Annotated in this window: 21 protein-coding genes; 8 read left to right on the top strand and 13 right to left on the bottom strand. The window is 54.6% G+C overall.

The genetic code is table 11. The annotated features are described in order from the left end of the window. Positions 1–20: 20 nt before the first annotated feature. From grxD to K6123_RS20095, 3 genes are all read right to left on the bottom strand, one after another. Positions 21–341, bottom strand: a complete 321-nt coding sequence (gene grxD / locus K6123_RS20105) for a Grx4 family monothiol glutaredoxin (protein WP_221801033.1) — start codon at positions 339–341, stop codon at positions 21–23. 197 nt (positions 342–538) lie between these two features. After that, entirely contained in the window at positions 539–4,201 is a 3,663-nt protein-coding gene (locus K6123_RS20100) for a hydantoinase B/oxoprolinase family protein (protein WP_221801031.1), read from the bottom strand. A 130-nt stretch (positions 4,202–4,331) separates the two neighbouring features. After that, positions 4,332–4,973: a c-type cytochrome gene (locus K6123_RS20095; protein WP_221801029.1), complete on the bottom strand. Its 642-nt coding sequence runs from the start codon at positions 4,971–4,973 to the stop codon at positions 4,332–4,334. 284 nt (positions 4,974–5,257) lie between these two features. Between K6123_RS20095 and leuS the strand changes: the two genes are divergently transcribed. The 4 genes from leuS (at position 5,258) to K6123_RS20075 (ending at position 10,174) form a co-directional block, all read left to right on the top strand. Further along, positions 5,258–7,828, top strand: coding sequence for a leucine--tRNA ligase (gene leuS / locus K6123_RS20090; protein WP_221801193.1), 2,571 nt, complete (start codon positions 5,258–5,260; stop codon positions 7,826–7,828). Positions 7,829–7,833: 5 nt separating this feature from the next. Beyond that, on the top strand, positions 7,834–8,331 hold the full coding sequence (locus K6123_RS20085; RefSeq protein ID WP_221801028.1) for an LPS-assembly lipoprotein LptE: 498 nt from the start codon (positions 7,834–7,836) through the stop codon (positions 8,329–8,331). Then, on the top strand, positions 8,328–9,350 hold the full coding sequence (gene holA / locus K6123_RS20080; RefSeq protein WP_221801027.1) for a DNA polymerase III subunit delta: 1,023 nt from the start codon (positions 8,328–8,330) through the stop codon (positions 9,348–9,350). The genes K6123_RS20085 and holA overlap by 4 nt, the downstream gene beginning before the upstream one ends. Positions 9,351–9,577: 227 nt before the next feature. Beyond that, complete coding sequence (locus K6123_RS20075; RefSeq protein WP_221801026.1) at positions 9,578–10,174, top strand: hypothetical protein; 597 nt, start codon at positions 9,578–9,580, stop codon at positions 10,172–10,174. Between the two features lie 63 nt (positions 10,175–10,237). Here K6123_RS20075 and K6123_RS20070 read toward each other — a convergent pair whose 3' ends face one another. The 6 genes from K6123_RS20070 to mpl form a co-directional block, all read right to left on the bottom strand. Further along, on the bottom strand, positions 10,238–11,074 hold the full coding sequence (locus K6123_RS20070; RefSeq protein WP_221801025.1) for a sugar nucleotide-binding protein: 837 nt from the start codon (positions 11,072–11,074) through the stop codon (positions 10,238–10,240). A gap of 1 nt (position 11,075) precedes the next feature. Beyond that, positions 11,076–11,396, bottom strand: coding sequence for a hypothetical protein (locus tag K6123_RS20065; RefSeq protein ID WP_221801024.1), 321 nt, complete (start codon positions 11,394–11,396; stop codon positions 11,076–11,078). 145 nt (positions 11,397–11,541) lie between these two features. Next, complete coding sequence (locus tag K6123_RS20060) at positions 11,542–11,793, bottom strand: DUF2175 domain-containing protein (RefSeq protein ID WP_221801023.1); 252 nt, start codon at positions 11,791–11,793, stop codon at positions 11,542–11,544. A 79-nt stretch (positions 11,794–11,872) separates the two neighbouring features. Continuing rightward, positions 11,873–12,241, bottom strand: coding sequence for a PA3694 family proteiin (locus tag K6123_RS20055; RefSeq protein ID WP_221801022.1), 369 nt, complete (start codon positions 12,239–12,241; stop codon positions 11,873–11,875). Further along, positions 12,234–12,872, bottom strand: a complete 639-nt coding sequence (locus tag K6123_RS20050; protein WP_343224021.1) for a flavin prenyltransferase UbiX — start codon at positions 12,870–12,872, stop codon at positions 12,234–12,236. The genes K6123_RS20055 and K6123_RS20050 overlap by 8 nt, the downstream gene beginning before the upstream one ends. Then, positions 12,869–14,236: a UDP-N-acetylmuramate:L-alanyl-gamma-D-glutamyl-meso-diaminopimelate ligase gene (mpl, locus tag K6123_RS20045; RefSeq protein ID WP_221801021.1), complete on the bottom strand. Its 1,368-nt coding sequence runs from the start codon at positions 14,234–14,236 to the stop codon at positions 12,869–12,871. Before mpl ends, K6123_RS20050 begins: the two co-directional genes overlap by 4 nt. Before the next feature lie 202 nt (positions 14,237–14,438). Here mpl and K6123_RS20040 point away from each other — a divergent pair, with 202 nt between their 5' ends. Further along, on the top strand, positions 14,439–15,407 hold the full coding sequence (locus K6123_RS20040) for a class 1 fructose-bisphosphatase (RefSeq protein WP_221801020.1): 969 nt from the start codon (positions 14,439–14,441) through the stop codon (positions 15,405–15,407). 30 nt (positions 15,408–15,437) lie between these two features. Here the strand turns inward: K6123_RS20040 and K6123_RS20035 are convergent, their stop codons facing one another. Genes K6123_RS20035 through K6123_RS20025 form a run of 3 tightly spaced genes read right to left on the bottom strand, consistent with a single transcriptional unit; the run spans position 15,438 to position 20,419 of the window. Further along, positions 15,438–17,318 (bottom strand): response regulator, encoded by a 1,881-nt coding sequence (locus K6123_RS20035; protein ID WP_221801018.1) that lies wholly within the window; start codon positions 17,316–17,318, stop codon positions 15,438–15,440. Further along, entirely contained in the window at positions 17,318–18,205 is an 888-nt protein-coding gene (locus K6123_RS20030) for a hypothetical protein (protein ID WP_221801017.1), read from the bottom strand. The genes K6123_RS20035 and K6123_RS20030 overlap by 1 nt, the downstream gene beginning before the upstream one ends. A gap of 18 nt (positions 18,206–18,223) precedes the next feature. Then, positions 18,224–20,419, bottom strand: a complete 2,196-nt coding sequence (locus K6123_RS20025; RefSeq protein ID WP_221801016.1) for a TonB-dependent receptor plug domain-containing protein — start codon at positions 20,417–20,419, stop codon at positions 18,224–18,226. Between the two features lie 155 nt (positions 20,420–20,574). On the opposite strand from K6123_RS20025, the gene ppa reads away from it, so the two are divergent. Beyond that, complete coding sequence (gene ppa, locus K6123_RS20020; protein ID WP_221801015.1) at positions 20,575–21,102, top strand: inorganic diphosphatase; 528 nt, start codon at positions 20,575–20,577, stop codon at positions 21,100–21,102. Between the two features lie 93 nt (positions 21,103–21,195). On the opposite strand, the gene K6123_RS20015 is transcribed toward ppa, so the two are convergent. Then, positions 21,196–21,666 (bottom strand): PAS domain-containing protein, encoded by a 471-nt coding sequence (locus K6123_RS20015; RefSeq protein WP_221801014.1) that lies wholly within the window; start codon positions 21,664–21,666, stop codon positions 21,196–21,198. A gap of 199 nt (positions 21,667–21,865) precedes the next feature. Here K6123_RS20015 and K6123_RS20010 point away from each other — a divergent pair, with 199 nt between their 5' ends. Together K6123_RS20010 and K6123_RS20005 are read left to right on the top strand one after the other, a co-directional pair. Beyond that, a complete protein-coding gene (locus tag K6123_RS20010; RefSeq protein ID WP_221801013.1) occupies positions 21,866–22,783 on the top strand; it encodes a MerR family transcriptional regulator in 918 nt (305 codons plus the stop codon). Next, positions 22,780–23,790, top strand: a complete 1,011-nt coding sequence (locus tag K6123_RS20005; RefSeq protein WP_221801012.1) for a class I SAM-dependent methyltransferase — start codon at positions 22,780–22,782, stop codon at positions 23,788–23,790. Before K6123_RS20010 ends, K6123_RS20005 begins: the two co-directional genes overlap by 4 nt.

Here is a 23,790-nt window from a genome sequence, read left to right as displayed (position 1 = left end):
AAACAGATGCCCCCATTAGATCAGGCTTTTGGTGCAGCTTCTTCCAGCAAGGACTTCAGCTCACCTTTTTCAAACATTTCTGTAACGATGTCGCAGCCACCGACCAGCTCGCCATTTACCCACAGTTGCGGGAAGGTTGGCCAGTTGGCGTAGATTGGCAGGTTGGCACGAATTTCAGGGTTGGACAGAATGTCGACATAGGCGAATTTCTGACCACATTCCATCACAGCCTGCACGGTACGGGCAGAGAAACCACACATAGGCTGGTTAGGAGAGCCTTTCATGTACAGCAGGATCGGGTTGTTCTCAATCTGGTCTTTGATGACGTCCATAATTTCCATGGTGATACTCTCTCACTCGTAACTGGGTATTCGGTTGAACAATGGGGCCACTGAAGCCTTTTTCAAGTGGCGCCCCCTGAAGACTGGTGGTCAGAATATCACAGACCGGCAAATACCAGACAGCGCCACTGGGAATTAGGCTGGCCAATCTGTTGCGCTGGCGCAGCAAAACGATTCAGCTCCCGGAACCACCACCACTATTCCAAAACCCCAAAAGCACCACCGCCCGGAGTATGGACACAGAAACAGTCGCCGACATCCAGTTCCACTCGCGCGCAGCCGTCCAGCCATTGCAGTCGTTCAGGCTCCCCGGCAGCGGTGCGACCACGCATCACAAAGTTGGCTCCCGGCTGACCGGCACCACCGCCTGCCAGGCCAAACGGTGCTTGCTGACGGCGGCCACTGATGATGTTGGCAGTCATCGGCTGCAGGAAACGGATATGCCGTTCAACCCCTTCGCCACCGGCATGCTGGCCCACACCTCCAGAGTTCAGCCGCAAGTGGAAATGATCCAGTACAACCGGGTAACGCTGTTCAAGAATTTCCGGGTCGGTCAGCCGCGAGTTGGTCATATGGCCATGCACACCACTGGCGCCAGCCCCCAGGGCACTGGCACCAATGCCACCGCAGAGGGTTTCGTAATACTGGTGATCAGCATTGCCGAAGGTGAAATTGTTATTGGTGCCCTGGCAGGCCGCCATCAAATTGAGCGCGCCCATCAGGGTATCAACCAGGTATTGGGCAGTTTCGACATTGCCAGACACCACCGCCGCCGGATATTGCGGCGCCAGCATGGATTGCGGCGTCACCCGGATCTCCAGCGGTCGGAAGAAACCGGCGTTTAATGGCATTGGTCGTGCCACCAGCACCCGAAAGGCGTATAGCACCGCAGCTCGTACGACGGAGGTCGGCGCATTGAAGTTGCCCGGGTGGGTCAGCTGATCGGGCCGGTAACCCGTGCCCGCAAAATCAACCACTGCGGTCTGGTTGTGCTGATCAACCTGAATATCGACAACAAACCGGCTGCCATCATCCATGTGTTGCTCAAACCTGCCGGATGGCAAGCTCGCCAGGCAGGCTTTCAGCGTCGCCTCCGCGTTATCGAGCACATAGCCCATATAGGCCTGCACCTGGGCCAGACCATAATGACGACACAATTTGTCCAGTTCCCGCGCGCCGGTTTCACAGGCTGCCAGCTGGGCCTTGAGATCAGCAATATTACGAGCCGGATTACGCGCCGGATATTTCGCATTGGCCAGCGCCGCCAACACAGCATCGGTCTGGAACTGGCTAGCCCGCATCATCAGCAGGTTATCCAGCAGCACCCCTTCTTCATCCAGATGACAGCTGTTTGCTGGCATGGAGCCCGGTGTAATGCCGCCAATATCGGCATGGTGACCGCGCGCGGCGACAAAAAATGCCGGGCTCGAGCTGTCAATAAATACTGGTTTTACCACCGTGATGTCCGGCAAATGTGTACCGCCTTCATAAGGGCTGTTGAGTACAAAGGCATCGCCGGCTTGCATGGTCGGATGACGTTGCTGCACAGCCTTGACGCTTTCACTCATGGAGCCCAGATGCACCGGAATATGCGGCGCGTTGGCGACCAGCTCGCCTTCTTGATCAAAGATGGCGCAGGAGAAATCCAGCCGCTCCTTGATATTGACGCTGCTGGCGGTTTTCTCCAGCACCAGTCCCATCTGCTCGGCAGCGGCCATAAACAGGTTGTTGAACACCTCCAGTCGCACCGGGTCCGGGCCATTGAGCAGATCAGTAACTCCGGCCTCGGCATCGGTCGTTGTCACTGCTTTGCGGAACACCAGCGCACCACTGGCCAGCACCTCACAATTCCAACCCGGCTCCAATACCAGTGTGCTGTTGTTGTCAGTAAGCAGCAGCGGCCCCGCCAACGATGTACCCGTTGCCAGTTGTTCCCGGTCATAAACCGCGACGTCGACAGTTTGACCTGCCAGCGTCATGGCGGCGCGGCCAAGCGCCTGTAGATTTGCCCTGGCATCGCGTGGGATTGCGGGAATTGGCTGGCCTTCAATCATGCGCTCCAACTGAATGGCATCCACCGATATCGCCAGATCCGGATTGATAAAACCAAACAGCTGCTGGTGAATTTGCTCGAACTCTTGCTGCATGGAGGCGCTATCGGCCAGTCTTACCAGCAAGGGCGTATCAGCGCCCTGATAACGCAGGTACAAACGCCAGATATCCTGCGTTGCCGAACTGGCAGGCAATTGCGCTTCAGCCTGCTGTCGCAGACTCTGCTGCAAAGACTCCAGCTCAGCCAGACTGACGCTCAGTGGCATTTCACAAGGCAGTTCACCAAGCCAGCGCTGATCGGCAATCCCAATCCCGAAGGCCGACAAGACGCCAGCCATCGGATGCAGATAAACCGTCGCAATGCCCATTGCATCCGCTACCAGACAGGCGTGCTGGGCACCGGCACCACCAAAGGCGACCAGAGCGTAATCCTGCACGTCGTAACCACGCTGCACGGAAATCTTTTTCGCCGCACTGGCCATGTTTTCAATGGCGATATCAAGGAATCCCTGCGCCAGACTGGCGGCCGTATAAGCGACCCCGGTTTGCTGGCTGACCTGCTGCGCCAATTCAGTAAACCCTTGCTGAACCGTCGCCAGATCCAGCGGCTGATCCTGCTGCGGGCCAAAAATGGCCGGGAAATAATCCGGCTGCAATTTGCCCAGTAACAGGTTGCAGTCAGTGACCGTCAGCGGGCCACCATTGCGATAGCATGCCGGACCGGGATAGGCGCCGGCAGACTCCGGCCCGACCTGCAAACGGCCATCGGCAAAGCGCACAATCGAGCCGCCACCGGCAGCCACCGTATGGATGTTCATCATCGGCACGCGCAAACCAATGCCCGCTACCCGGCTTTTGCTTTCACGCTCCAGCTGGCCGGCAAAATGGCTGACGTCCGTCGAAGTCCCGCCCATATCAAAGCCAACCAAACGGTCAAAACCGTCGGCCTGAGCCGTTTTCACCATCCCCACCACACCACCGGCGGGGCCAGACAGCACCGCATCCTTGCCCGCCAGTTGATCTGCCGCAGTCAGGCCGCCATTGGACTGCATCAATTCCAGGGTCGCAGTTGGGCAAATCTTTTGCAGTTCGCTTTCGATACGATTCAGGTAACGCTGCAGCACCGGGGTCAGATAAGCGTCGACCAGCGTGGTTTCGCCCCGCTCGACCAGCTTCACCAATGGACTGACCTGATGACTGAGAGAAATTTGCCGGAAGCCAAGCCGACGAGCCAGTTCGGCGATGCGCAACTCATGTTGCGGGTAACGATAGGAATGCATCAGCACCACAGCAATCGACTCAAAGCCGCGCTGACGGGCTTCGCCCAGCTGCAACAGCAGGGTTTCTTCATCGAGCGGCCGTTCCACTGTACCGTCGGTCAAAACCCGCTCCGGGACTTCGTAAACCGCTTCATACAAACTGTCGGTTTGCTCAACCCGAGTGGCAAACAGATCCGGCCGGGTCTGATAACCGATTTTAAGCTGATCACGCAGACCATGACTGATGAACAGTGCCACCGCGTCGCCCTTGTGCTCCAGCAAGGCATTGGTCGCCACCGTGGTACCCATTTTGACCGAGCTGATTTGGCGGCCCTGTTCCGGGTGACGATCCAGCAGCCGTCGAATGCCTTCAATGGCAGCATCATCGTAATGGTCGGGGTTAACCGACAGCAGTTTGTAGCTCAGCAGAACATCGTCCGGCCGCATGGCAATCACGTCCGTGAAAGTACCACCACGATCGATCCAGAAGCGCCAGGCGCTGTCATGTGGGCAGGTTTGGGAAGGTGCAGATATTTCGGCGGGAACCATATTGGCAAATCACTCTGGCAGGCTGTTCATCCATTGCCTGTCTGTTTTCACAGCACAGCCAGAGCATGGTAACAAACCTGCTGCGGCTGCGCCCCGTCAGGGAACACAGTCGCAGTCTTTGCCAACACTGTTATGGCATATGGGAAACGTAGGCAGCGACTTCCTTGAGTTGCTCTTCCTTCAGGTTGGCCACCACTGCAATCATTGGCGAACCGGCACGGTCGTTGTTTTTGTGGAGGAAGTTCAGCAAGGTGGTTTCCAGGAACTGGTACGGCTGTCCAGCAATACGCGGATATTCCTTGGAACCATGGCCTTTCTCACCATGGCAGGCAAAACAGACCGAGTAATACAGGTCCTTGCCAGCTGCTGTTGGTTGTTTTGGCTGTTCGCGCGGCTTGACCTCTCGATCGGCAAAATACAGTGCAATCGCAACCCGCTCGTCATCTTTCAGCTGTTTGGCCAGCTTGCTCATGACGTAATCCTTGCGAATGCCGTTGCCGAAGTGTTCAAACTGGGTAAACAGATAAGCCGCATTCTGGCTGGCCAGGTTGGGAATATAGTCACGCTTGCTGTTACCGTTTTCGCCGTGACAGGAGAAACACAGAATTCCGCGTTCCTGCCCCTGGGTGATAGCGGCCGCATGAGCCTTGGGATCAGCCTGGATTTTAGCCATATCCTGCAACAGTTCTTCAACGCTTTCGCCGGCCTGAACAGCGGCAGCAAAAAGTACTGAACAGCAGAAACCAATCACAGATAACAAGCGATTTTTCATTTGTCTGACAACCTTGTGTGTGAGGGCTTAACATAACGGCCGCTATATCGGCGTGCCAAGCGTAGTCCATTCATAACACTGCGTTTGTAGTGCAATTGATGACCTGAATCAAACTCAATTGTCACAACAAACCACACCAATGTGACAGCCTTAACAATCGAATACCGCTATTCACTTTTGCTGTAGCAAGATCATTCAGTCCTCACAGTGTTACCGCCCGCTTCTATCGGGTAAACTGTTTGCCTCCTCTTTATTCACGCACTGATTGTTTACAAGCCAAGATGATGCAAGAAACCTACGTACCCCATGAAATCGAGCCTGCTGTCCAGCAACAGTGGGATGAAAACCAGGTGTTTAAAGCCGTCGTCGACAGCAATAAGGAAAAGTTCTATTGCCTGTCGATGTTCCCGTACCCGAGCGGCCGCCTACACATGGGTCACGTACGTAACTACACCATTGGTGACGTGATCTCCCGCTACCAGCGCATGCTGGGCAAAAACGTCATGCAGCCAATGGGCTGGGACGCCTTCGGTATGCCAGCGGAAAATGCGGCAATCAAAAACCGCACTGCGCCAGCCAAATGGACCAGAGAAAACATTGCCTACATGAAGAACCAGCTGAAATCGCTGGGCTTTGGCTACGACTGGGACCGCGAAATCGCCACCTGTGATCCGGACTACTACCGTTGGGAGCAATGGTTCTTCACCAGGCTGATCGAGAAAGGCCTGGCCTACAAGAAAACCGCAGCCGTTAACTGGGACCCGGTTGACCAGACCGTACTGGCCAACGAACAGGTGATCGACGGTTGTGGCTGGCGCTCTGGCGCTCCGGTGGTACGCAAGGAAATTCCACAGTGGTTCATCAAGATTACCGACTATGCTGAAGAGCTGCTGGATGATCTCGACCAGCTTGATGGCTGGCCGGAAAAAGTAAAGGCCATGCAGCGTAACTGGATTGGCAAATCCCGTGGCGTGCAAATGAAATTTGGTATTGAAGGCCGCGCGGAAAAACTCGAAGTCTATACCACCCGTCCAGACACCCTCATGGGCGTCAGCTACGTTGCCGTTGCTGCAGGCCACCCGTTAGCCAAAGAAGCTGCGGCCAATAATCCTGAGCTGGCGGCCTTTATTGAGGAATGCAACCACGCAGGTACCGCCGAAGTCGATCTGGCGACCAAGGAAAAGAAAGGCATGAAGACCGGTTTCACCGCGATTCATCCGCTTTCCGGCAAGCCAGTTGATATCTGGGTCGCCAACTTCGTATTGATGGAATTCGGTACCGGTGCCGTCATGGCGGTACCCGCCCACGACCAGCGTGACTTCGAATTCGCCCAAAAATACGGCATCGATATTCACCAGGTGATCGACGCTGACGACTTCGACCTCAGCGCTGCGGCCTACACCGAAAAAGGCAAGCTGATTAACTCCGGTGAATTTGACGGGCTGGAATTTGACGCCGCCTTTGATGCCATTGCCGCTAAACTGGCTGAGCAGGGTAAAGGTGAAATCAAGGTCAATTACCGCCTGCGCGACTGGGGCGTCAGCCGCCAGCGTTACTGGGGCGCACCGATTCCGGTTATCCGCACCGAAAGCGGCGACATGGTCGCAACCCCGGACGACATGCTGCCGGTGGTACTGCCAACCGACGTGGTAATGGACGGCGTTAACTCACCAATCAAGAACAACCCGGATTTTGAAAACATCGAACTGGACGGCCAGCCCGCCTTCCGCGAAACCGATACTTTCGACACCTTTATGGAGTCGTCCTGGTACTTCGCGCGTTATTGTTCGCCTAAAGCCGACCAGATGCTGGACCCGGAAGAAGCCAATTACTGGCTGCCGGTCGACCAGTACATCGGCGGCATCGAACACGCCATCCTGCACCTGCTGTATTCCCGCTTCTTCCACAAATTGCTGCGTGATGCCGGTCTGGTTAACAGCGATGAGCCATTCAAAAACCTGCTGACCCAGGGCATGGTGCTGGCCGATGCCTTCTACTACACCAATGAAAACGGTGGCAAGGAATGGGTTAACCCGGCCGAAGTCGAAATCGAGCGGAACGACAAGGGCGGTCTGGCTGGTGCCAAACGCAAGTCTGATGGCCTCGAACTGCAATACGACGGCATGAGCAAGATGTCGAAGTCGAAAAACAACGGCATCGACCCACAGGAAGCCATCAACCAGTATGGCGCCGATACCGTGCGCGTTTACACCATGTTTGCAGCACCACCGGAGCAAACCCTGGAATGGGCCGACTCCGGTGTTCAGGGGGTGCAGAAGTTCCTCCAGCGCGTCTGGCGTCTGGCCTTTGAACTGCGTCAGCATGAGGTCGTCAGCGTGGCTGCCGATCAACTGCCCAAAGCGGATAAAGACGCTCGTCGCAAGCTCCACGAAACCATCGCCAAGGTGTCTGACGATATCGGTCGTCGCTATAACTTCAACACTGGCATCGCCGCCATCATGGAGTTGATGAAGACCCTCACCAAGCTGGATCTGGCGGTTGAATCCAGTCGCTCGGTAGCGCTGGAGTCGATGGACGCCATCATCCGTATGCTGAGCCCGATGGCACCGCACATGACCCAGAGCCTGTGGACCGAATTTGGTAATGAAGGTCTGGTGGTTGATGCGCCATGGCCGGCCATTGACGAATCTGCGCTGGTAGCTGACAGCATTCAGCTGATCGTTCAGGTTAATGGCAAGCTGCGCGCCAAGTTGGAAGTTCCAGCCGGTGCTGGCAAGGATGAGCTGGAAGCACTGGCGATGGCCGACGAAACCGTACAGCGCCAGATCGACGGCAAGACAGTACGCAAGGTGATTGTGGTTCCTGGCAAACTCGTCAACATCGTTGCCAATTGATCTGCATGAGTATCAAAACGCTGCTGAAAACCCTGCCACTGCTGCTGATCCTGCTGATCAGTAGCTGTGGCTGGCAGTTAAAAGGACAGCGTCAGGCACCAGCTGCGCTCAAGGTATTAACCCTGCAGCACCAACTCGGGCCAGCTGCCAGCAAACAGCTGCAACAGCAGCTGACTGAGCACGGTTGGCTGATTACTACGGATGCAGCCTCAAGCCAGGCACTGTTATCTCTCAATCCGCTCGATATTCGCAGCCGTACCCAGACCATTAACAGTCAGGGTCAGGTAGCAGAATACGAACTGGTGGGACGCTTGTCCGGTTCACTGGTCAGCGCCAATGGCAGCACCACGCCGATCGATATCACCACCCAGGTCTGGTTCGACAACGATGTGACCCGGGTAAGTGCGACTGAGCTTGAAGAAACCGCCCAACGGGCGCGTCTTACCAGCAAGCTGATCGACCTGCTAATCCTGCGGCTGCTGCACAGCAATTCCGGCTCATGAAGCTACGACCCGATCAATTAACCGCACATCTGTCATCATCACTGGCCAGCTGTTATCTGGTCAGTGGTGATGAACCCCTGCTGATGATGGAGGCCTGCGACCAGATTCGGGCTGCTGCCCGCGCCGCCGGTTTTGAAGAACGCCAGCTATTCCATGCCGAAGCCGGTTTCAACTGGGTTGAATTGCGTGACGAGGCCGAGGCCATGTCATTGTTCGCCAACCGGCGGATTCTGGAAGTACGCATCCCCAACGGCAAGTTTTCCGATAAGGGCGAAACCGTCCAACGGCTGGCCAGCCAGCCGGGCCCTGATAACCTGCTATTGGTCGTTTGTCCACGACTCGACAGCAAGGCCCAGACGGCAGGCTGGTTCAAGGCGATGGAAAAACAGGGTGCGGTGATCCAGATCTGGCCAATTGAACGCAACCAGTATCCGGCCTGGCTGAAGCACCGGCTGCAACAGGCCGGTCTGCAGGCCGATCCTGCGGCTGTGGCCCTGCTGGCCCATCAGACCGAAGGCAATCTGCTGGCCGCCTCGCAGGAAATTGAAAAACTACGCATCGCCGGTATTACCCGGGTGACCGAAGAATTGCTGGAGCAGTGGCTCGGTGACAATTCCCGCTTTGATGCGTTTGGTTATGCCGATGCCTGCCTGCAAGGAAACGTGAAAGACGCCAGCCGGATGCTGATGCATTTACGTTCTGAGGGAGTGGAACCTTTATCCATTCTGGGGGCTCTGACCCACAAGATTCGACAATTATTGCTGCTGACCGGCAAGTCGGGCCAGCAACTCAGTGAAGCCTTCAAGCAGTCCCGGATCTGGCCGCGTCAACAAGCCGTTTACAAAAGCGCGATCAGCCGTCTGAGCGAACAACAGCTCCATCAAGCACTGGTAAAAGCTGAAAAAGTGGACGCTGCAGCCAAAGGAATGGGCGGAGATCCCTGGCTGTTATTGGCAGAACTGACAATTTTGGTCACTGCGACAAAATTATTTCAAAGTTCAGGGATGAGAACTGGTTAACACCGGAGAACTGAGACAGGTCACACCATCCCTTGCGGGCTGCTGTCATACTGGTTCCATAAACTGATACAAAGGTTTGAACCGTCTGTTCCATGAGCAGGAAAGTAGAAACTGACAAATATTGTCAATCCCTCTTCTAAGGTTGAAATATCATCAGTTATAATTTGATTAACACATTAACGCCAGTTGAGCTGTTTTGGCCATTTGATACTGGGAAGGTAACCGGGATGTACTCAGTGAAACAACAGCGCAATGCAGACCTGGTCTGGGATCTCCAGAAGATTCACCAGCACAAGCGCGCAGTCAACTTCATCAAGCAATTCGAGAACCGTTTCTGTGTTTTTTCATCATCGGTGCGCCAGCTGTATACCAACTACAGCGTCTTCTTTCCGGAAGAAGCGAACCGTCAGCTGGTGATCTTGCCAGACCCATACGCGTTCCACGATACATTCAGCCATTTGAGCCCGGATGCGGTTCAGTCGACTGGTTTGCACGTTATCCCGGGCAACCTGATTGGCAAAAGCGGTCTGTATCTGATCATTTCTCATCGTGACAAGAATGTGCGCTCTGTGCCAATTCCATTTCAGGAAGGCATTCGCCAGATCCTGCGCCGCTCCAACAGCGAAGATCCATTCCTGCCGGTTTTGATGAAAGGTGATCTGCGTGAATTCAACGAACAGCTGCCATGTCTGCACTTGCACCGTTTGCGCCTGAAAGAATTGAACGCCCTGTCTTCACTGGATCGTGAAAGTATCCGTTCCGTGATTACCGACAAGCTGATGACCCTGTATCAGGAATCCAGCGCACTGAACCTGACTGCCTGAGATTACTACTGGCAGCAGACATAAAAAAACGGGCTGAAGCCCGTTTTTTTATGTCTATCAGCTTCAAGCTTCTTTTTTCTCAACCCGGTAATAACTTCGTACCAGCCGTCCAAGACCGGCACGCCAGGGTTTGCGCTTGATTCCGAAGGTATGGAATAGGCGTGAAACATCGGCATCCGGCACCATCACCAGTGGTTTACTGCCCTGTTCGGTACTTTCCAGCCGTGCTTCAGAGAAGTCTTCAAACTGGCTGGCTTCAGACAACAAGGCTTCCGCAAAAGCATAGGCAGTCACGGGTTCCACACCGTTGAAGTGGTAAGTGCCCCACAACTCATCGGTGCAATCTGCCTGCTTCAGAATCGCCAGCAACACTGCAGCAACATCGTCTTCCGGCGTTGGGCTAAAGGTTTCACCATCATCGAGCAGCAAGTGCTGCTGCTGGCGCAGAGTGGTTAACAGCTGATGGGCAAAATCTCCCGCCTGTACGGAAAACGGCTGGCCAATACGCAGGATGATATGGCGGCGCAATTTACGCACCCGCTCTTCTGCCGCCAACAAGACCTGTGCAATTGGCGTATCAGCAAAGCTGCTTTCCTGTTCGCTGTATCTGTGATCGGCCGCAGGCTGAAAAACCGCCAGCGACGACACCAGCACCAGCGGAGCATCGTATTCCTCGGCTCGCTCGGCCCAGGCATCAATTTCTGTCCAATCGGCAGAATTAAAAATCGACGGAGTCAGCACAAAAAAGGGCTGGCCACCGGAGTGCATGGCGAACCGTTCCTGGCTTTCAATCCCCAGACCTTTATAAAGGTAGTTTTCCTGTGCCAGCACCCGAGCCAGGTGCTGGCCAACCGGGCGGTCAGCCCCGATAACAAAGCTGTAAAACGGATTAATCGGCAAATCAGTACTCCAGCGACAGACGCAGCTGTTCGTTCATATTTCTCAGTGCATCCTGTTTGTTCAAAAACAGACGAACATCATTCAGGCCAATCAAGAGTACCAGATCGTTGGCCAGACCAACGTAACCAGCCCGATATTCCTGCACAAAGCCACCTGCAGCAGCCATATGGCAGATTTCCGGCATGACTGCTGAGCGAATCAGGCCATTGCCCAGTGGATCGCGCAGATCCGCTCCCTCGCGATAAAGCGCCAGCGCATCGGCGGCAATAACCAGCAAACATCCATTAATCAGGGTAGCAACATCCACTGGAGCCCCTGACAACAGGGAATCCTGTCGGACCTCAATAATCAGATCCGATCGACCTTCTAAAACCATGTGATTCTGCCTAGTGTTTCAATGCCAACAGTGTACTGCAAACCTGACTGCAGTCTGAATATGGAGTTGATTGGCAAATTACATTGACCGACTAGAACAGCTCGATATCCGAATCCGGCGTGCCCTTGTTCTTGCGCTTGCGATCATTTTCTTCAGCCAGCACAAGATCCTTCAGATCATTTAATTCATCATCAGTCAGGAGAGTGATATCGATAGAACGGAAAGTCCGGCGCATGGTGCGGTAGGCCTCATAGCAATGCCGATGGGCCGGACCAATCGTGGGGACGGTCAGGCCACCAGGCCCGAACACGGTTTTTTTACAGAAGACACATTTCAGCGACATTGACTGGCTATCCAGAACGAATCAAACCAACATTGCTTTCAGTCTAGCCAGCGATTTGCCGTTGTGTGACAGGAAAGACCTATTCGTCAGTCTTTTCAGGTTGTGACAGCATACGGCCAACGTCGCATGCAACCGGCCGTTGCTTGCCATCAACCAGAATACCAGCGACCGCCTTACCATTGGTTGGACGCAGCAGCAAGTAACCGTCAACACAGAATGCTTCTTTACCAGACGGCTTTGGAGAAACTCTGACCTCTGCCTCTGGAGCCACTGACAACAGTCGGAATTCATCAATCACGGCCTCATCCGCTTTGGAAGGATGCTTGATATAGCCGTAATACTCCATCGCGACAACGGCAACGATAATACCGATGATAAAACCAACACCAATCCACTTGGCATTATCTTCTTTTGGTTGTTCCGACTGCTGGCTGTGTACGTCACTCACCCGCTTGTTCTCCATTGTTGGCTGTTGCTGAGTCGCCCCATTTGGGCATCAGGGTTTGATCGATTCCCAGTTGACCGAGAATCCGCGCGACCACAAAGTCGACCAGTTCGGCGACACTTTGCGGACGATGATAGAAGCCTGGGCTGGCGGGTAAAATGACCGCGCCCATGCGTTTGAGCGATAACATGTTGTTGAGATGAATTTCTGAATATGGGCTTTCGCGCGGCACCAGAATCAGTCGTCGCCCTTCTTTCAATGCCACATCCGCTGCCCGCTCTATCAGATTATCGCTGGCACCAGTTGCAATGGCCGACAGGGTGCCGGTACTGCAGGGGCAAATCACCAGCGGCCCAGGCTGACCGGAACCGGAAGCCCAGGGTGCCATCCAGTCATCTCGACCGTAGACCCGCAACTGTTCACCACTGACCTGAAAATAATCCTGCATGGCCTGTAACTGCCCCTGCGGTTTGCCCGGCAAGGTCAGATTGGTTTCGGTTGCCATCACCAGCAGTCCGGCCTTCGATAGAATCACATCGACCTCTCGGCCAGCCGCCAGCAGCACTTCAATCAGGCGCAGAGCATAAGGCGAACCAGAGGCTCCGGTAATGGCAACACAAATGCGCTGACTCACGATTTTGATTCCACCACCCAGCGGGCGAACCGGGCTGGCAAGCCGGCAAAGCCACCGTTGGACATAAACACTACACGGTCGCCAGCCTGCACGCGCTGCTGCAACTGAGCCAGAATTTCATCAGCAGAGTTAACGCTAATACCCTGATCAGGATTCAGTTGCCCAGCCAGACTCCAGCCCTGACCCGGCGCTTCCAGCCACAGACAAAAATCGGCGTCTGCCGTTGAAGGTACCAGAGAGTCCTTATGAACCCCCATCTTCATGGTATTTGAACGCGGCTCCAGCACCGCAATCAAACGCTGGCCAGGTTGCATTCCGGCACGCGCCCCGGCCAGAGTGGTTTTAATCGCCGTCGGATGATGAGCAAAGTCGTCGAATACTTCGACGCCTGCCGCATTACCAGCAGGTGTCAGGCGTTCCATTCGACGTTTAGGCAGCTGAAATTCTGCCAGTGCCTGTAATGCCAGTTCGGGCTTCACCCCAACATGGCGGGCAGCCAGAATCGCCGCATTGGCGTTATTGAGGTTATGTTGGCCAGTCAATGACCAGTGCACAGAGCCGAGGCACTCGCCCTGCTCATAAAAAGAGAACACACTGCCATCCTCACGCTCGGCGACAATCTGGCTCGGACTATCAGCCCCAAAACGCTCAACCTCTGACCAGCAACCGCGTTGCAGCACGCGCTCCAGCGCAGCTTCGCCAACAGGCAGAATGACCTTGCCAGACGCCGGCAACAAACGCATCAAATGGTGAAACTGGGTTTCGATGGCGGCCAGATCGGCAAAAATATCGGCGTGGTCAAATTCCAGGTTATTGGCGATCAAGGTACGCGGCTTGTAATGAACAAACTTCGAACGTTTGTCGAAAAAGGCCGTGTCATATTCATCCGCTTCGATCACAAAAAACGGGCTACCACCCAACCGCGCCGACACGTCAAAATTGCCCGGCACACCACCGATCAAAAACCCCGGCTGCATACCAGCGTATTCCAGAATCCAGGCCAGCATACTCGAAGTTGAGGTTTTTCCATGGGTGCCAGCCACTGCCAGCACCCAGCGAGACTGCAGTACTTCCTCATTCAGCCACTGCGGGCCGGAACGGTATGGCAGGTTACGCTCCAGCACATATTCCACCGATGGATTACCACGAGACATGGCGTTGCCAACGATAAACAGCTCGGCACTGGCGGGAATATTGGCGGGATCATAGCCTTCGATTAACTCAATGCCAGCAGCGCGCAGCTGGTCACTCATGGGCGGATAAACCCCCAGATCACTGCCAGATACCTGATGACCCAGCGCCTTGGCGAGTTGTGCCAGCGACCCCATAAAGGTGCCGCAAATTCCCAAAAAGTGTAGATGCATTATCTTTCCCAAAAGCGGCCTGAAACGAACCATCGCTAGTGTACTGGCTTGGCAGCAGATTCCCAATGCCGCAGCGACTCAAGCAGCAAACCGGCATCAGACTGACAGACTTTACCGTCAACTCAGAAAGCCACTGAAATGACCGCCTGATTCCGGTAGTATCCGCGACATTGGAAAGAACCTGACAACCCCGAGGCCAACAATGCTTAGACTGCGGAGCTTTTTACAACAACACTGTAACGATCAGGATCTGGTTGATGTGATCGATCAACTGGCTGTGACTTGCAAGGATATTGCACACCAACTGACCCTCGGCGACCTGGCCGGAATCCTCGGTAGTGCCGAACAGGAAAACGTGCAAGGTGAATGTCAGAAGAAACTGGATGTTATTGCCAACGACCTGCTGAAGCAGTCACTGTCACAGCTGCCCGTCGTCAAGGGTATTGCCAGTGAAGAAGAGCCGCTTCCGGTGGCTTGTAACCAGGAAGGCAAATACCTGGTGCTGTTTGATCCGCTCGATGGTTCTTCCAATATCGACATCAACGTCAGCGTGGGTACTATCTTCTCGATTTTGCCTGCCGCCGCCGATAAATCTGGCGACGACGAGTCGGCCTACCTGCAGTCAGGCCGCAACCAGCTGGCCGCTGGTTATGTGTTGTATGGGCCGTCCACCATTATGGTACTGACAACCGGTAATGGCGTGTATTCCTTCACCCTGGACACTCGTCAGGGTGAATACCTGATGACCCGCGATAACATCCAGGTGCCAGCTGATACCAAGGAATTCGCTATCAACATGTCGAACCAGCGTTTCTGGCTGGAAAACATGAAGAACTATGTCGCTGACCTGCTGAGTGGCGAAACCGGCCCGTTGGGCAAGCGCTACAACATGCGCTGGGTTGCAGCCATGGTGGCCGAAATTCACCGCATTCTGACCCGTGGTGGTATTTTCATGTACCCATGGGACAACCGTGAGCCTGCCAAACCAGGCAAGCTGCGCCTGATGTACGAAGCCAATCCAATGAGCATGTTGATGGTACAGGCTGGCGGCAAGTGCAGCACAGCCCACGAAGCCATTATGGATATCCAGCCGGAAGGCATTCACCAGCGCGTATCCGTGGTGATGGGTTCAGCCAACGAAGTAGATATTGTCGAAAAGTACCACGGCTGACAAACCGCTCAACACCTGCTGTCGGCCTGCTCAGGCAGAGCCGACAGCAGTCCACTTATGCAGCATCTCCTGCATGGTCTTCAGCGACACGGGTTTGGCCAGAAAATCGTTCATCCCCGCCGCCAGGCAACGCTGATATACATCTTCTGACCCATTCGCCGTACAGGCCACCACCGGCATGGTTAATCCCTGCTGACGAATCGCCTGGGTGGTTTCAAAGCCGTCCAGTCCCGGCATTTGACAGTCCATCAGAATCAGATCAAACGTTTGCTGCTGCAACAACGCCAGGCAGCGCTCACCACTTTCGGCAGCCGTAACCAGCACATCCGGACAGAGCTTTTGCAGCATCTTTTCAGCGACCCGCAAGTTGACGCCATTGTCTTCCACCACCAGCACCTGCAAGCCTTTTGGTAACCCGGCTGTCACTATGGGCGGCGCTGCTGATGCCATTTTTACCGGCAAATTGATCGTTACCACAGTACCGCCACCCGGGTTATCACCCAGGGCAATTGCACCACCAAGAATATGACAAATATGCTGGGAAATGGTCAGCCCCAGTCCCATGCCATCGTATTGTCGACTGAACGACGAGTTGGCCTGGGCAAATGCCTCCATCACCTTCTGACGTTTATCGAGCGGGATACCGATCCCGGTATCAATCACCTGAATGCTGAGCCAATGGTGATCCTGCTGAGGATGTAACGACATGCGCAGCACCACGTAACCGGAGCGGGTGAATTTCAGCGCATTATCGGCGACATGACGTACCACCTGGCGAATCAGTGACGGATCAATGCGGATCTTTTCATGCTGCAGCAGTTCATCAAACTCGACCACAAACGACAGTCGGCTTGCCAGTGCCCTTGGCGTCAGTTCTTTCAGTAAAGTGTCGAGCACATCCGGCAACAGGTGTTCACCAAAGCTGACCGGTAAATTGCGCTTCTCAGTATCCACAACAACCAGCACATCTTCGAGCAGCTGCGACAGATGCGTCAGCGACTGTTCCGCCATATGTTTGTATTCATTGAAATCGGCCGGGCTATTATCCAGCGCCATCAGCTGCAACATGCCGCCTGCGCCATTGATCGGCGTGCGCAACTCATGGCTCATCAGAGCCAGGAATTCACTTTTGGCCTGGCTGGCCAGCAGACTTTTCTGCTGTTCCTGTTTGAGTCGGGCGGTATAGCGATTCTGACTCAGCTGAGCCTGCTCCAACGACTCTGCCAGCTGATTGGCACCTTGCTGCAGATTGCCAATCTCGGCACCGTTGTCCACCTCAATCCGGTCACGGGAGTCACCCGCAGCCAGCTGGCCAATAAAGCCGGTCAACTTCTCCAGCGGCGGAATAATGGTGGTCGAAATCGCGCCAGCTACCACAATTGACACCATCACCACCCCCAGGCCTACCAGCAATGACTGGTACATAATGGCGTCCTGCCGCCGGCGGTTGAAAGTATCGGCAATTTCGATACGCACTGAACCAATCACCTGCTGCTGAACGCCGCCTGGACCAGGTTCCTCAAAGGTATCCAGGATCGGAACATCCTGCAGAATATTACCTTCCACGATCCGGATATCCGTAACCGGGATCTCTTCATAACGCTCGGTGCGACGGGAAAAAACGACTTCACCATTGGGGTCCAGCACCTGTACACCAGCCAGTGCAGGCTGTTTCAGGGTCGCCGTCACCAACGGTGCCAGCAAGTCATAGTTACCGGAGAACAGCGGATACTCCGCGGAGGCGGCGATGTTTTCCAGCGCAATGCGAGTGAGGGTATCGGTCTCCCGTTGCAGCTCTGCCCAACGCTGAATCATGTGGTAACCGGTGATCAGTAAAGCCACCAGCAATACCGGTACTGTACCCACCAGCATGATGCGCATTCGAATTGACCAGCGGCGTATTGAAACCATCACCGCTCCCGTTTTCGAATACGTTCAGCTATATCCTTGCTGTCGGGTAACACCATGTTAAGAGAACGAGCCACCTGCTCATTGAACCGCACTTTGAAGTGGGGGTTATAGTCGGCCTTCGGCCAGGCACTTTTGGTACCGGTTTCGATCACATCCACCAGCCTCTGCGCCACATCCTGCAAATCACTGTAGGTCGTTGCCAGCGCACCGGCCCGAATATAGGCACTGGAAGGGCCGATCAATGGCCTGCTCTGACGGTAAGCGGTAATCAGAATGTTCTTGATATTGGCTGCGCTATAAAGCTCAGTGTCGTATACGCCAACCAGCGCATCGGTTTGCTGCAACAATTCCACCAACGCCCGATTGAGGCTGGAGTATTCATCAACATAAGCGGTATGGACATCATTGGCATCCAGCGCCTGCTGGCAATCACACAGTTGCTGCAGGCTCTGCTGACTTTGGGCAAGGATGCCGAGCGGGTGGTCACCACCCAGCAAAAAGCGCCCAAGCAGCAGCTGACGAGCCAGGGGAGGTTCGAGATAGATAGCGGAATCAAGCCGTGGAGCCGCCTGAACATCAGCTCGGGAAACCAGTACCGCGATTCTCGCCATGGTATCCGGCAGGGTATCGGCCAGAGGCAAGGCGGATGGCCCGACCAACACCGCAATGGCCGACGTTGGCAAGGCTCCAACAGCTGACGGATCTTCACTGACCAGTACACGGCTGTCTGCGCCCATCAGGCCAGCAGTCGCCTGGGACAGTCGATCAACAGATTCGGACGGCTGTGGGCTGATAAATATCAGCTCCAGCGCTTCAACCGGTCTGGTGATGCCTAACAGCAGCACCAGCATCCAGCTGAATTTACGTCCAATACACCATGCATCCATGCAAATAGGCATTCCTTGTTAGAAATTGATACCGGCCTGCAGGTAATACAGGTTACTGGTAGAGTATCTCTGCCGTGAGTATACCAGCGCCTTGTTATCGACTAAATGCTGAATAAAGAAACCAGCCCAAGGCTGATACTTGCCAGCACGGTCGAAAACCCTCAAGTTCACTTCGGAGCGACGGTAGCAGTTACCGGTTCGTCTTCCAACCTGGGAGTTATAACGGTTGTACCAGAAGTACGACGTCGCCACGCTCCAGAAATCTCCGCGATGGCTGTAGCTGCTGACCAGACTGTTTCTGGCGCTCAGACGGGTATCCACCAGGTATTGATTGTCAGACTCGTCCGCACTGCTGGCATTAACGCTCATGCTCGCGGCATTCAGTAACAGCCAGTCTTGCGAACTGATATTCCACTTCGCCTGCATCTCAATGCCTTCAATGTCCATTTGCGAGTCGGAATTGATCTCCAGCTGCTCAATCGCAATATGATCATTTATCAGATTGGTCATATGCTCCTGAAAAATCTTCACATCCAGCTCCAGGTCCGGTTCACGGAAACGACCGTAATAACCCAGCTCGGTACTGATGATACGTTCCGGCGTCAGTGAACGGGAGTCCGGCCACTGGTGCATATAGAAGGTGCCCTCTGACAAGCCCAGATAGTTATTCGTCAGACCATAAGCAGTGATCGAGTAGTTCGGATTCTGCTCCAGCAGATCCGGCGATCGGGTCGCTTCCGAGTGAATCAGCCGGATACTTTGCTCCGGTGTAATCAGGTAGTTCACCCCGATTCGGGGCGAAAACGTATTCTGGTTGGCGTCTTCCATCTCATAGGTCGCCCCCAGATTCACCAGCCAGGATGGCAATGGTCGTAATTCCAGATTACCGAATAAACGGTAGGTGTCGTTATTGACCTTACCACCAAAATAGGTCTCCGAATCGACCTGGTCCCGCCGCATGCTGGCGCCAACGACGGAACGTACAATGTCATTCCAGCGGCGAGTATCCTGAAATTCGATATCGAAGCGCTCGTCGGAAATATCGTTGGAAATTTCCCCTCTGACCACTTCCCCCAGGTTGTTGGCATCGCCACCGGTATGCTGCAGTATTTCAGCCATTAACTGATTGGCTTCATCACTGGCACCGAGTGCGGCAATTTTCTGCTGCAAGTCAGCCAGACTCGTGGCGCTCCGTAACAGACCAATAAAAGCGTTGGCTGTCTGATCATCCAGCCGGTACAACTCAAACAGCGACGGGTCCAGCATCAGGCTATAAAGTGCCACATCCGCCCTTTGTCGACGTTTGTCCTTCTGCCAATAAGTGCGGATATAGGAGGAGTGATCGGAATCGAATTCCCGCGTCAGCTTGCCCAGCAAGGCAATCTGGCGCGATGAAATGTCCGGTGGTTCCTGATAATAATCATTCTGACGAATGTCCGTGTGACCGGCTTTCACCATCGCCTGGGTTTGCAGCTGCCAGCCCGATTCCAGATTCTGGATCCGATTCAGACCAACAAAGCCATGGCGGGTACTGTCGCGGTAGTTGTCTCCAGAATCCCCGCTGCCGTCAAAATTGTCCGATGCCTGAATCTGACCAGTGATTCGATAGGCGGCATCAGAACCGATCCAGGAATGGCTGGCATAACCATCATCAACACCCTGGTTACCATTACGATAACGCAGCTGGGTACCCACGGTGTCGCTGGGGTGTTTGGTAAGGATATTGATTACACCCTGAAACGAATTGGAACCATAAGTCGCCGAACTCGGCCCGCGGGTTACTTCGATACGCTGAATATCTTCCAGCGCTACCGGGATGTCATTCCACGATACCGATGCGATACCCGCCCGGAATACCGAGCGGCCGTCGACCAGTACCTGCAACCGGCGCATGACATTGGGACTACCCGAGTGATAGGCCACCGCAGCATTATTTTCGTCATCACCATGGCCCACAAACATGCCGGGTACAAAGCGCATCAGATCTGGCAGGGTACGAATACCCCAGGCTTCAATTTGCTCGGCTTCGATAACAGTCACACTGGCTGGCACTTCCGCCCGCGGTTGGCGCAGGCGGGTGGCCGTCAGCACGACCGGTAGCTCTGACTCAGGAAAAAGATCATTGCTGGTGCCAAACTCCGGATCAAATTCGTCCGCAACCACACTGTTAACCAGGCCCAGACAGACAACCAGGGCACCTACTAGCTTGTTCATAAAGTCGATGAGCTTTTTCGCAACACTACATATTCTCCAATGACACCAAAGTCTGGAGCCCCGGCGCTGGCTTTATACTCATGTAGACCTGACAGAACAAGGATCACATGGCTATAATCCGGCGCAAATTAAACACTGACCAAGGGAAAACAACGATGAGCTATAACTCAGTGTCCTCCGGTAAAGATCTGCCAAACGACATCTACGTGGTGATCGAAATTCCAGCCAACCACGCGCCGATTAAATACGAAATCGACAAGGATATGGATTGTCTGATGGTCGATCGCTTCATGGCGACCCCTATGTTCTACCCTGCCAACTACGGTTATGTGAATAACACACTGGCCGGCGATGGCGACCCACTGGATGTGCTGGTTGTAACTCCTTACCCTGTACAGCCAGGCTCGGTAATCCGCGCCCGTCCTGTTGGTGTACTTAATATGGAAGACGAGGGTGGCGAAGACGTCAAGTTGCTGGCCGTTCCGCACACCAAATTGACCAAAATCTACGACGATATTCAGGACATCAATGACGTTCCTGAACTGCTGCGCAACCAGATTGCTCACTTCTTCGAGAACTACAAGGATCTGGAAGCTGGCAAATGGGTGAAAGTACGCGACTGGGGCAATGCCGAAGACGCTCGCAAGCTGATCATCGAAGCTGCTGAAGCCTACGCCAAATAATTATTGGCTCGCCAACAGCTGCACAACAAAAAGCCGGGGCAACCCGGCTTTTTGTTGGCTGTTAATCAGCGCTGATCTGCATCGCCATTGTGCTCAATCCGCGCCTTTGGCCAGCGCTTGCTGCTGCAATTGCAGTTGCAACCGCGCACAGGTTTCCCGCAGCTCAACCAGTTCAGTGACGTCCTTCTGCACACCAATAAAATAGGTCAGTTGCTCGGCAGCACTGTAAACCGGCGAAATACTCAGCTCATTCCAGAACATCGAACCATCCTTGCGGTAGTTGCGTACCGTCACCCGCGCAGACTGTCCCTTCTCAATCGCCTCACGGATTTCCGCCAGCCCCGTCTGGTCACGATCACCGGCCTGTAAAAAACGACAGTCCTGATAGAGAATTTCATCCGCACAATAACCAGTCAGCCGTTCAAAGGCGCGATTTACATAGATCAGGATATTGTCATCACCCTCCTGCTCTGAAATCACAATGCCCTCACTGGAGGCATCAACCGCTTTTTTGAGTAATTCCAGGCTGATTGGGCCCTGTGGGTCCTGGCTGTAGTCAGACATGAGGAGTCTCCGGCAATGTCCTGAAGTCAGAGGCAAATTAATCAGCCAAAGGAAGCGGGTCAAGCATTGGCTGATACAGGTTTTTACAAAGCTCCTGCCAGAGAATAGAATCTGTACAACTTTGTATACATCTGGGTAAATATTTCCCTGATGCAACCAACACCTGTATTGCCACAGGTTTTTGCAAGAGCACAGATCAATGACAGGCAGTGGTTCCGATTCCAAGGCAGCCTACTATCCCATCCGTGTGGTATCTGCCGAAACCGGCATCAATGCGATTACCTTACGGGCCTGGGAGCGTCGTTATGGCTTGATTGAGCCCAAACGCACCGCCAAAGGACATCGTCTCTACACCGAGCAGGACATTCAGCTGATCCGCCGTATTGTCGCGCTGCTCAACCGCGGTATCCCGATTTCCCAGGCCCAGGCCATGATTGCCAATGGTGAGGCCGACCCGGAACCGGCCATCATCAGCAAACCGTCGCAGTGGCAGGTTTACCGTGAACAGCTGGCACAGGCCTGCCAGCAATTCGGCGACCGCCAGCTGGCAACGATTTTTGATGAGGTTTGCCAGTTTTTCCCGGTCGAAATGGCGCTGCGGTTTCTGTTTATTCCGTTCAGCAAACAGCTGGAAGAACAGCGCAGTCAGACACTCGGCAGCGCCCGTATCAGTTTTTATCAGTCGTTCCTGCAAGCCCGACTGGCCTGGCGACTGTCCGAAACCGGCGACGAAGCTGAGTCAGTGCGGGTATTATTTATCAACTGCTGTAGTGACGAGGATATCGACCAGCTGTTTATCGCCCTGCTGGTACGCCAGCTCGGCCTCGGTGTTACCCGGCTGGCGGGATTGGTCGCCATCGACCAGACCATTCAGCTATTGAACGACTGCCGTCACTGGCAACTGGCAGTGATCCGGATTGAATCCGATCCCCAGCCACAACGTTTTGAACAACTGCGCCGAATCGCCGCTGAAACCGGCCTGCCGATATTTGTCACCGGCGCCATGCCCGATTACCACCAGCAACTCAAGCAACAAGGAACTATCCCCTTGCCTCACGACGACTACCAGTCCACCGCCCTGACCATTCGCGATATTGCAGAAGGAATGCCGTCATGAGCCAGGCTCCCTACCAGTTGCTGCTGCGTCATCCGGAACTGTTTACCGCCAATACCCTTGTACTCACGGCCGAAGCCGACTTCGAGCCGCAGTGGCTGACACTGGTCCGTCAGCAAGGCAGTAAAATCCACAGCTGGGACTGGGCCTGTGCCCGCCAGGCAAAACTGGCGCTGGCTGCCGAGCAGGTTACCTTCGGCGTGCCTGCCACCGAGCTGCCAGACAACACCGAACGGGTAATTCTGGTGTGGCCAAAATCAAAAGTGCTGGCAACCGCCCTGGTACAGTTATTGGCACGCACGCCAGCGCACCGTTACCTGCCCGAACTGTGGGTGGTCGGTGCCAACGACACTGGCGGCAAGAGTATCGGCAACGCCCTGAAGGCGCTGGCCGACTGCGAAAAGCAGGATACTGCCCGCCATTGCTCATTCTGGTCAGCCCTGCTGAAACCGCAGACGGACAGCTTTAACTGGCTCAAACTGGCCAAGCCGACCCACCACGACGGCAAGGACTACCTGTCTTTACCCGGCGTGTTCAGCCAGGGCTCGCTCGACAAGGGCACCGCACTGCTGCTGCAACATCTGCCAGAATTAAAGGGACGGGTACTCGACCTGGGCTGCGGCTGCGGTGTAATCGGCCTCAGCAAAGCAGCGCCTGCTGCCAGCCTGGTTATGGCCGATGTTGATGCCATGGCGCTGCAAAGTGCGGCGTTGAACAGCACCCGCATGGGCATTGCAGCCACGACCGTCGCCAGCGACGGTTTCAGTGATATCGACGGCAAGTTTGACGTCATCGTCTCCAACCCGCCGTTCCACACTGGCAAACAGACCGATTACCACGTGGCGATGGAATTGCTGTCACAGTCCCGTGCTCATCTGAAAGCCGGTGGCTCTCTGTGGCTGGTCGCCAACCGCCACCTCCCTTATGAAGAATGGGCGCAGCAGTACTTCCCCAATATCGACATGGTTGCCCATGGCCAGGCCTTCAAGGTACTGAAGTTCAGCTACTGA

The sequence above is a fragment of the Oceanobacter mangrovi genome, from assembly GCF_019740315.1.
Lineage (GTDB): Bacteria > Pseudomonadota > Gammaproteobacteria > Pseudomonadales > Oceanobacteraceae > Oceanobacter > Oceanobacter mangrovi.
This window is presented reverse-complemented; position numbering and strand designations above follow the sequence as displayed.

Bases quoted from the DNA above. Each gene is read 5' to 3' on its own strand.
- grxD (WP_221801033.1), bottom strand. From the start codon at position 341: ATGGAAATTATGGACGTCATCAAAGACCAGATTGAGAACAACCCGATC.
- K6123_RS20100 (WP_221801031.1), bottom strand. From the start codon at position 4,201: ATGGTTCCCGCCGAAATATCTGCACCTTCCCAAACCTGCCCACATGAC.
- K6123_RS20095 (WP_221801029.1), bottom strand. From the start codon at position 4,973: ATGAAAAATCGCTTGTTATCTGTGATTGGTTTCTGCTGTTCAGTACTT.
- leuS (WP_221801193.1), top strand. From the start codon at position 5,258: ATGCAAGAAACCTACGTACCCCATGAAATCGAGCCTGCTGTCCAGCAA.
- K6123_RS20085 (WP_221801028.1), top strand. From the start codon at position 7,834: ATGAGTATCAAAACGCTGCTGAAAACCCTGCCACTGCTGCTGATCCTG.
- holA (WP_221801027.1), top strand. From the start codon at position 8,328: ATGAAGCTACGACCCGATCAATTAACCGCACATCTGTCATCATCACTG.
- K6123_RS20075 (WP_221801026.1), top strand. From the start codon at position 9,578: ATGTACTCAGTGAAACAACAGCGCAATGCAGACCTGGTCTGGGATCTC.
- K6123_RS20060 (WP_221801023.1), bottom strand. From the start codon at position 11,793: ATGTCGCTGAAATGTGTCTTCTGTAAAAAAACCGTGTTCGGGCCTGGT.
- mpl (WP_221801021.1), bottom strand. From the start codon at position 14,236: ATGCATCTACACTTTTTGGGAATTTGCGGCACCTTTATGGGGTCGCTG.
- K6123_RS20040 (WP_221801020.1), top strand. From the start codon at position 14,439: ATGCTTAGACTGCGGAGCTTTTTACAACAACACTGTAACGATCAGGAT.
- K6123_RS20035 (WP_221801018.1), bottom strand. From the start codon at position 17,318: ATGGTTTCAATACGCCGCTGGTCAATTCGAATGCGCATCATGCTGGTG.
- K6123_RS20030 (WP_221801017.1), bottom strand. From the start codon at position 18,205: ATGGATGCATGGTGTATTGGACGTAAATTCAGCTGGATGCTGGTGCTG.
- K6123_RS20025 (WP_221801016.1), bottom strand. From the start codon at position 20,419: ATGAACAAGCTAGTAGGTGCCCTGGTTGTCTGTCTGGGCCTGGTTAAC.
- ppa (WP_221801015.1), top strand. From the start codon at position 20,575: ATGAGCTATAACTCAGTGTCCTCCGGTAAAGATCTGCCAAACGACATC.
- K6123_RS20015 (WP_221801014.1), bottom strand. From the start codon at position 21,666: ATGTCTGACTACAGCCAGGACCCACAGGGCCCAATCAGCCTGGAATTA.
- K6123_RS20010 (WP_221801013.1), top strand. From the start codon at position 21,866: ATGACAGGCAGTGGTTCCGATTCCAAGGCAGCCTACTATCCCATCCGT.
- K6123_RS20005 (WP_221801012.1), top strand. From the start codon at position 22,780: ATGAGCCAGGCTCCCTACCAGTTGCTGCTGCGTCATCCGGAACTGTTT.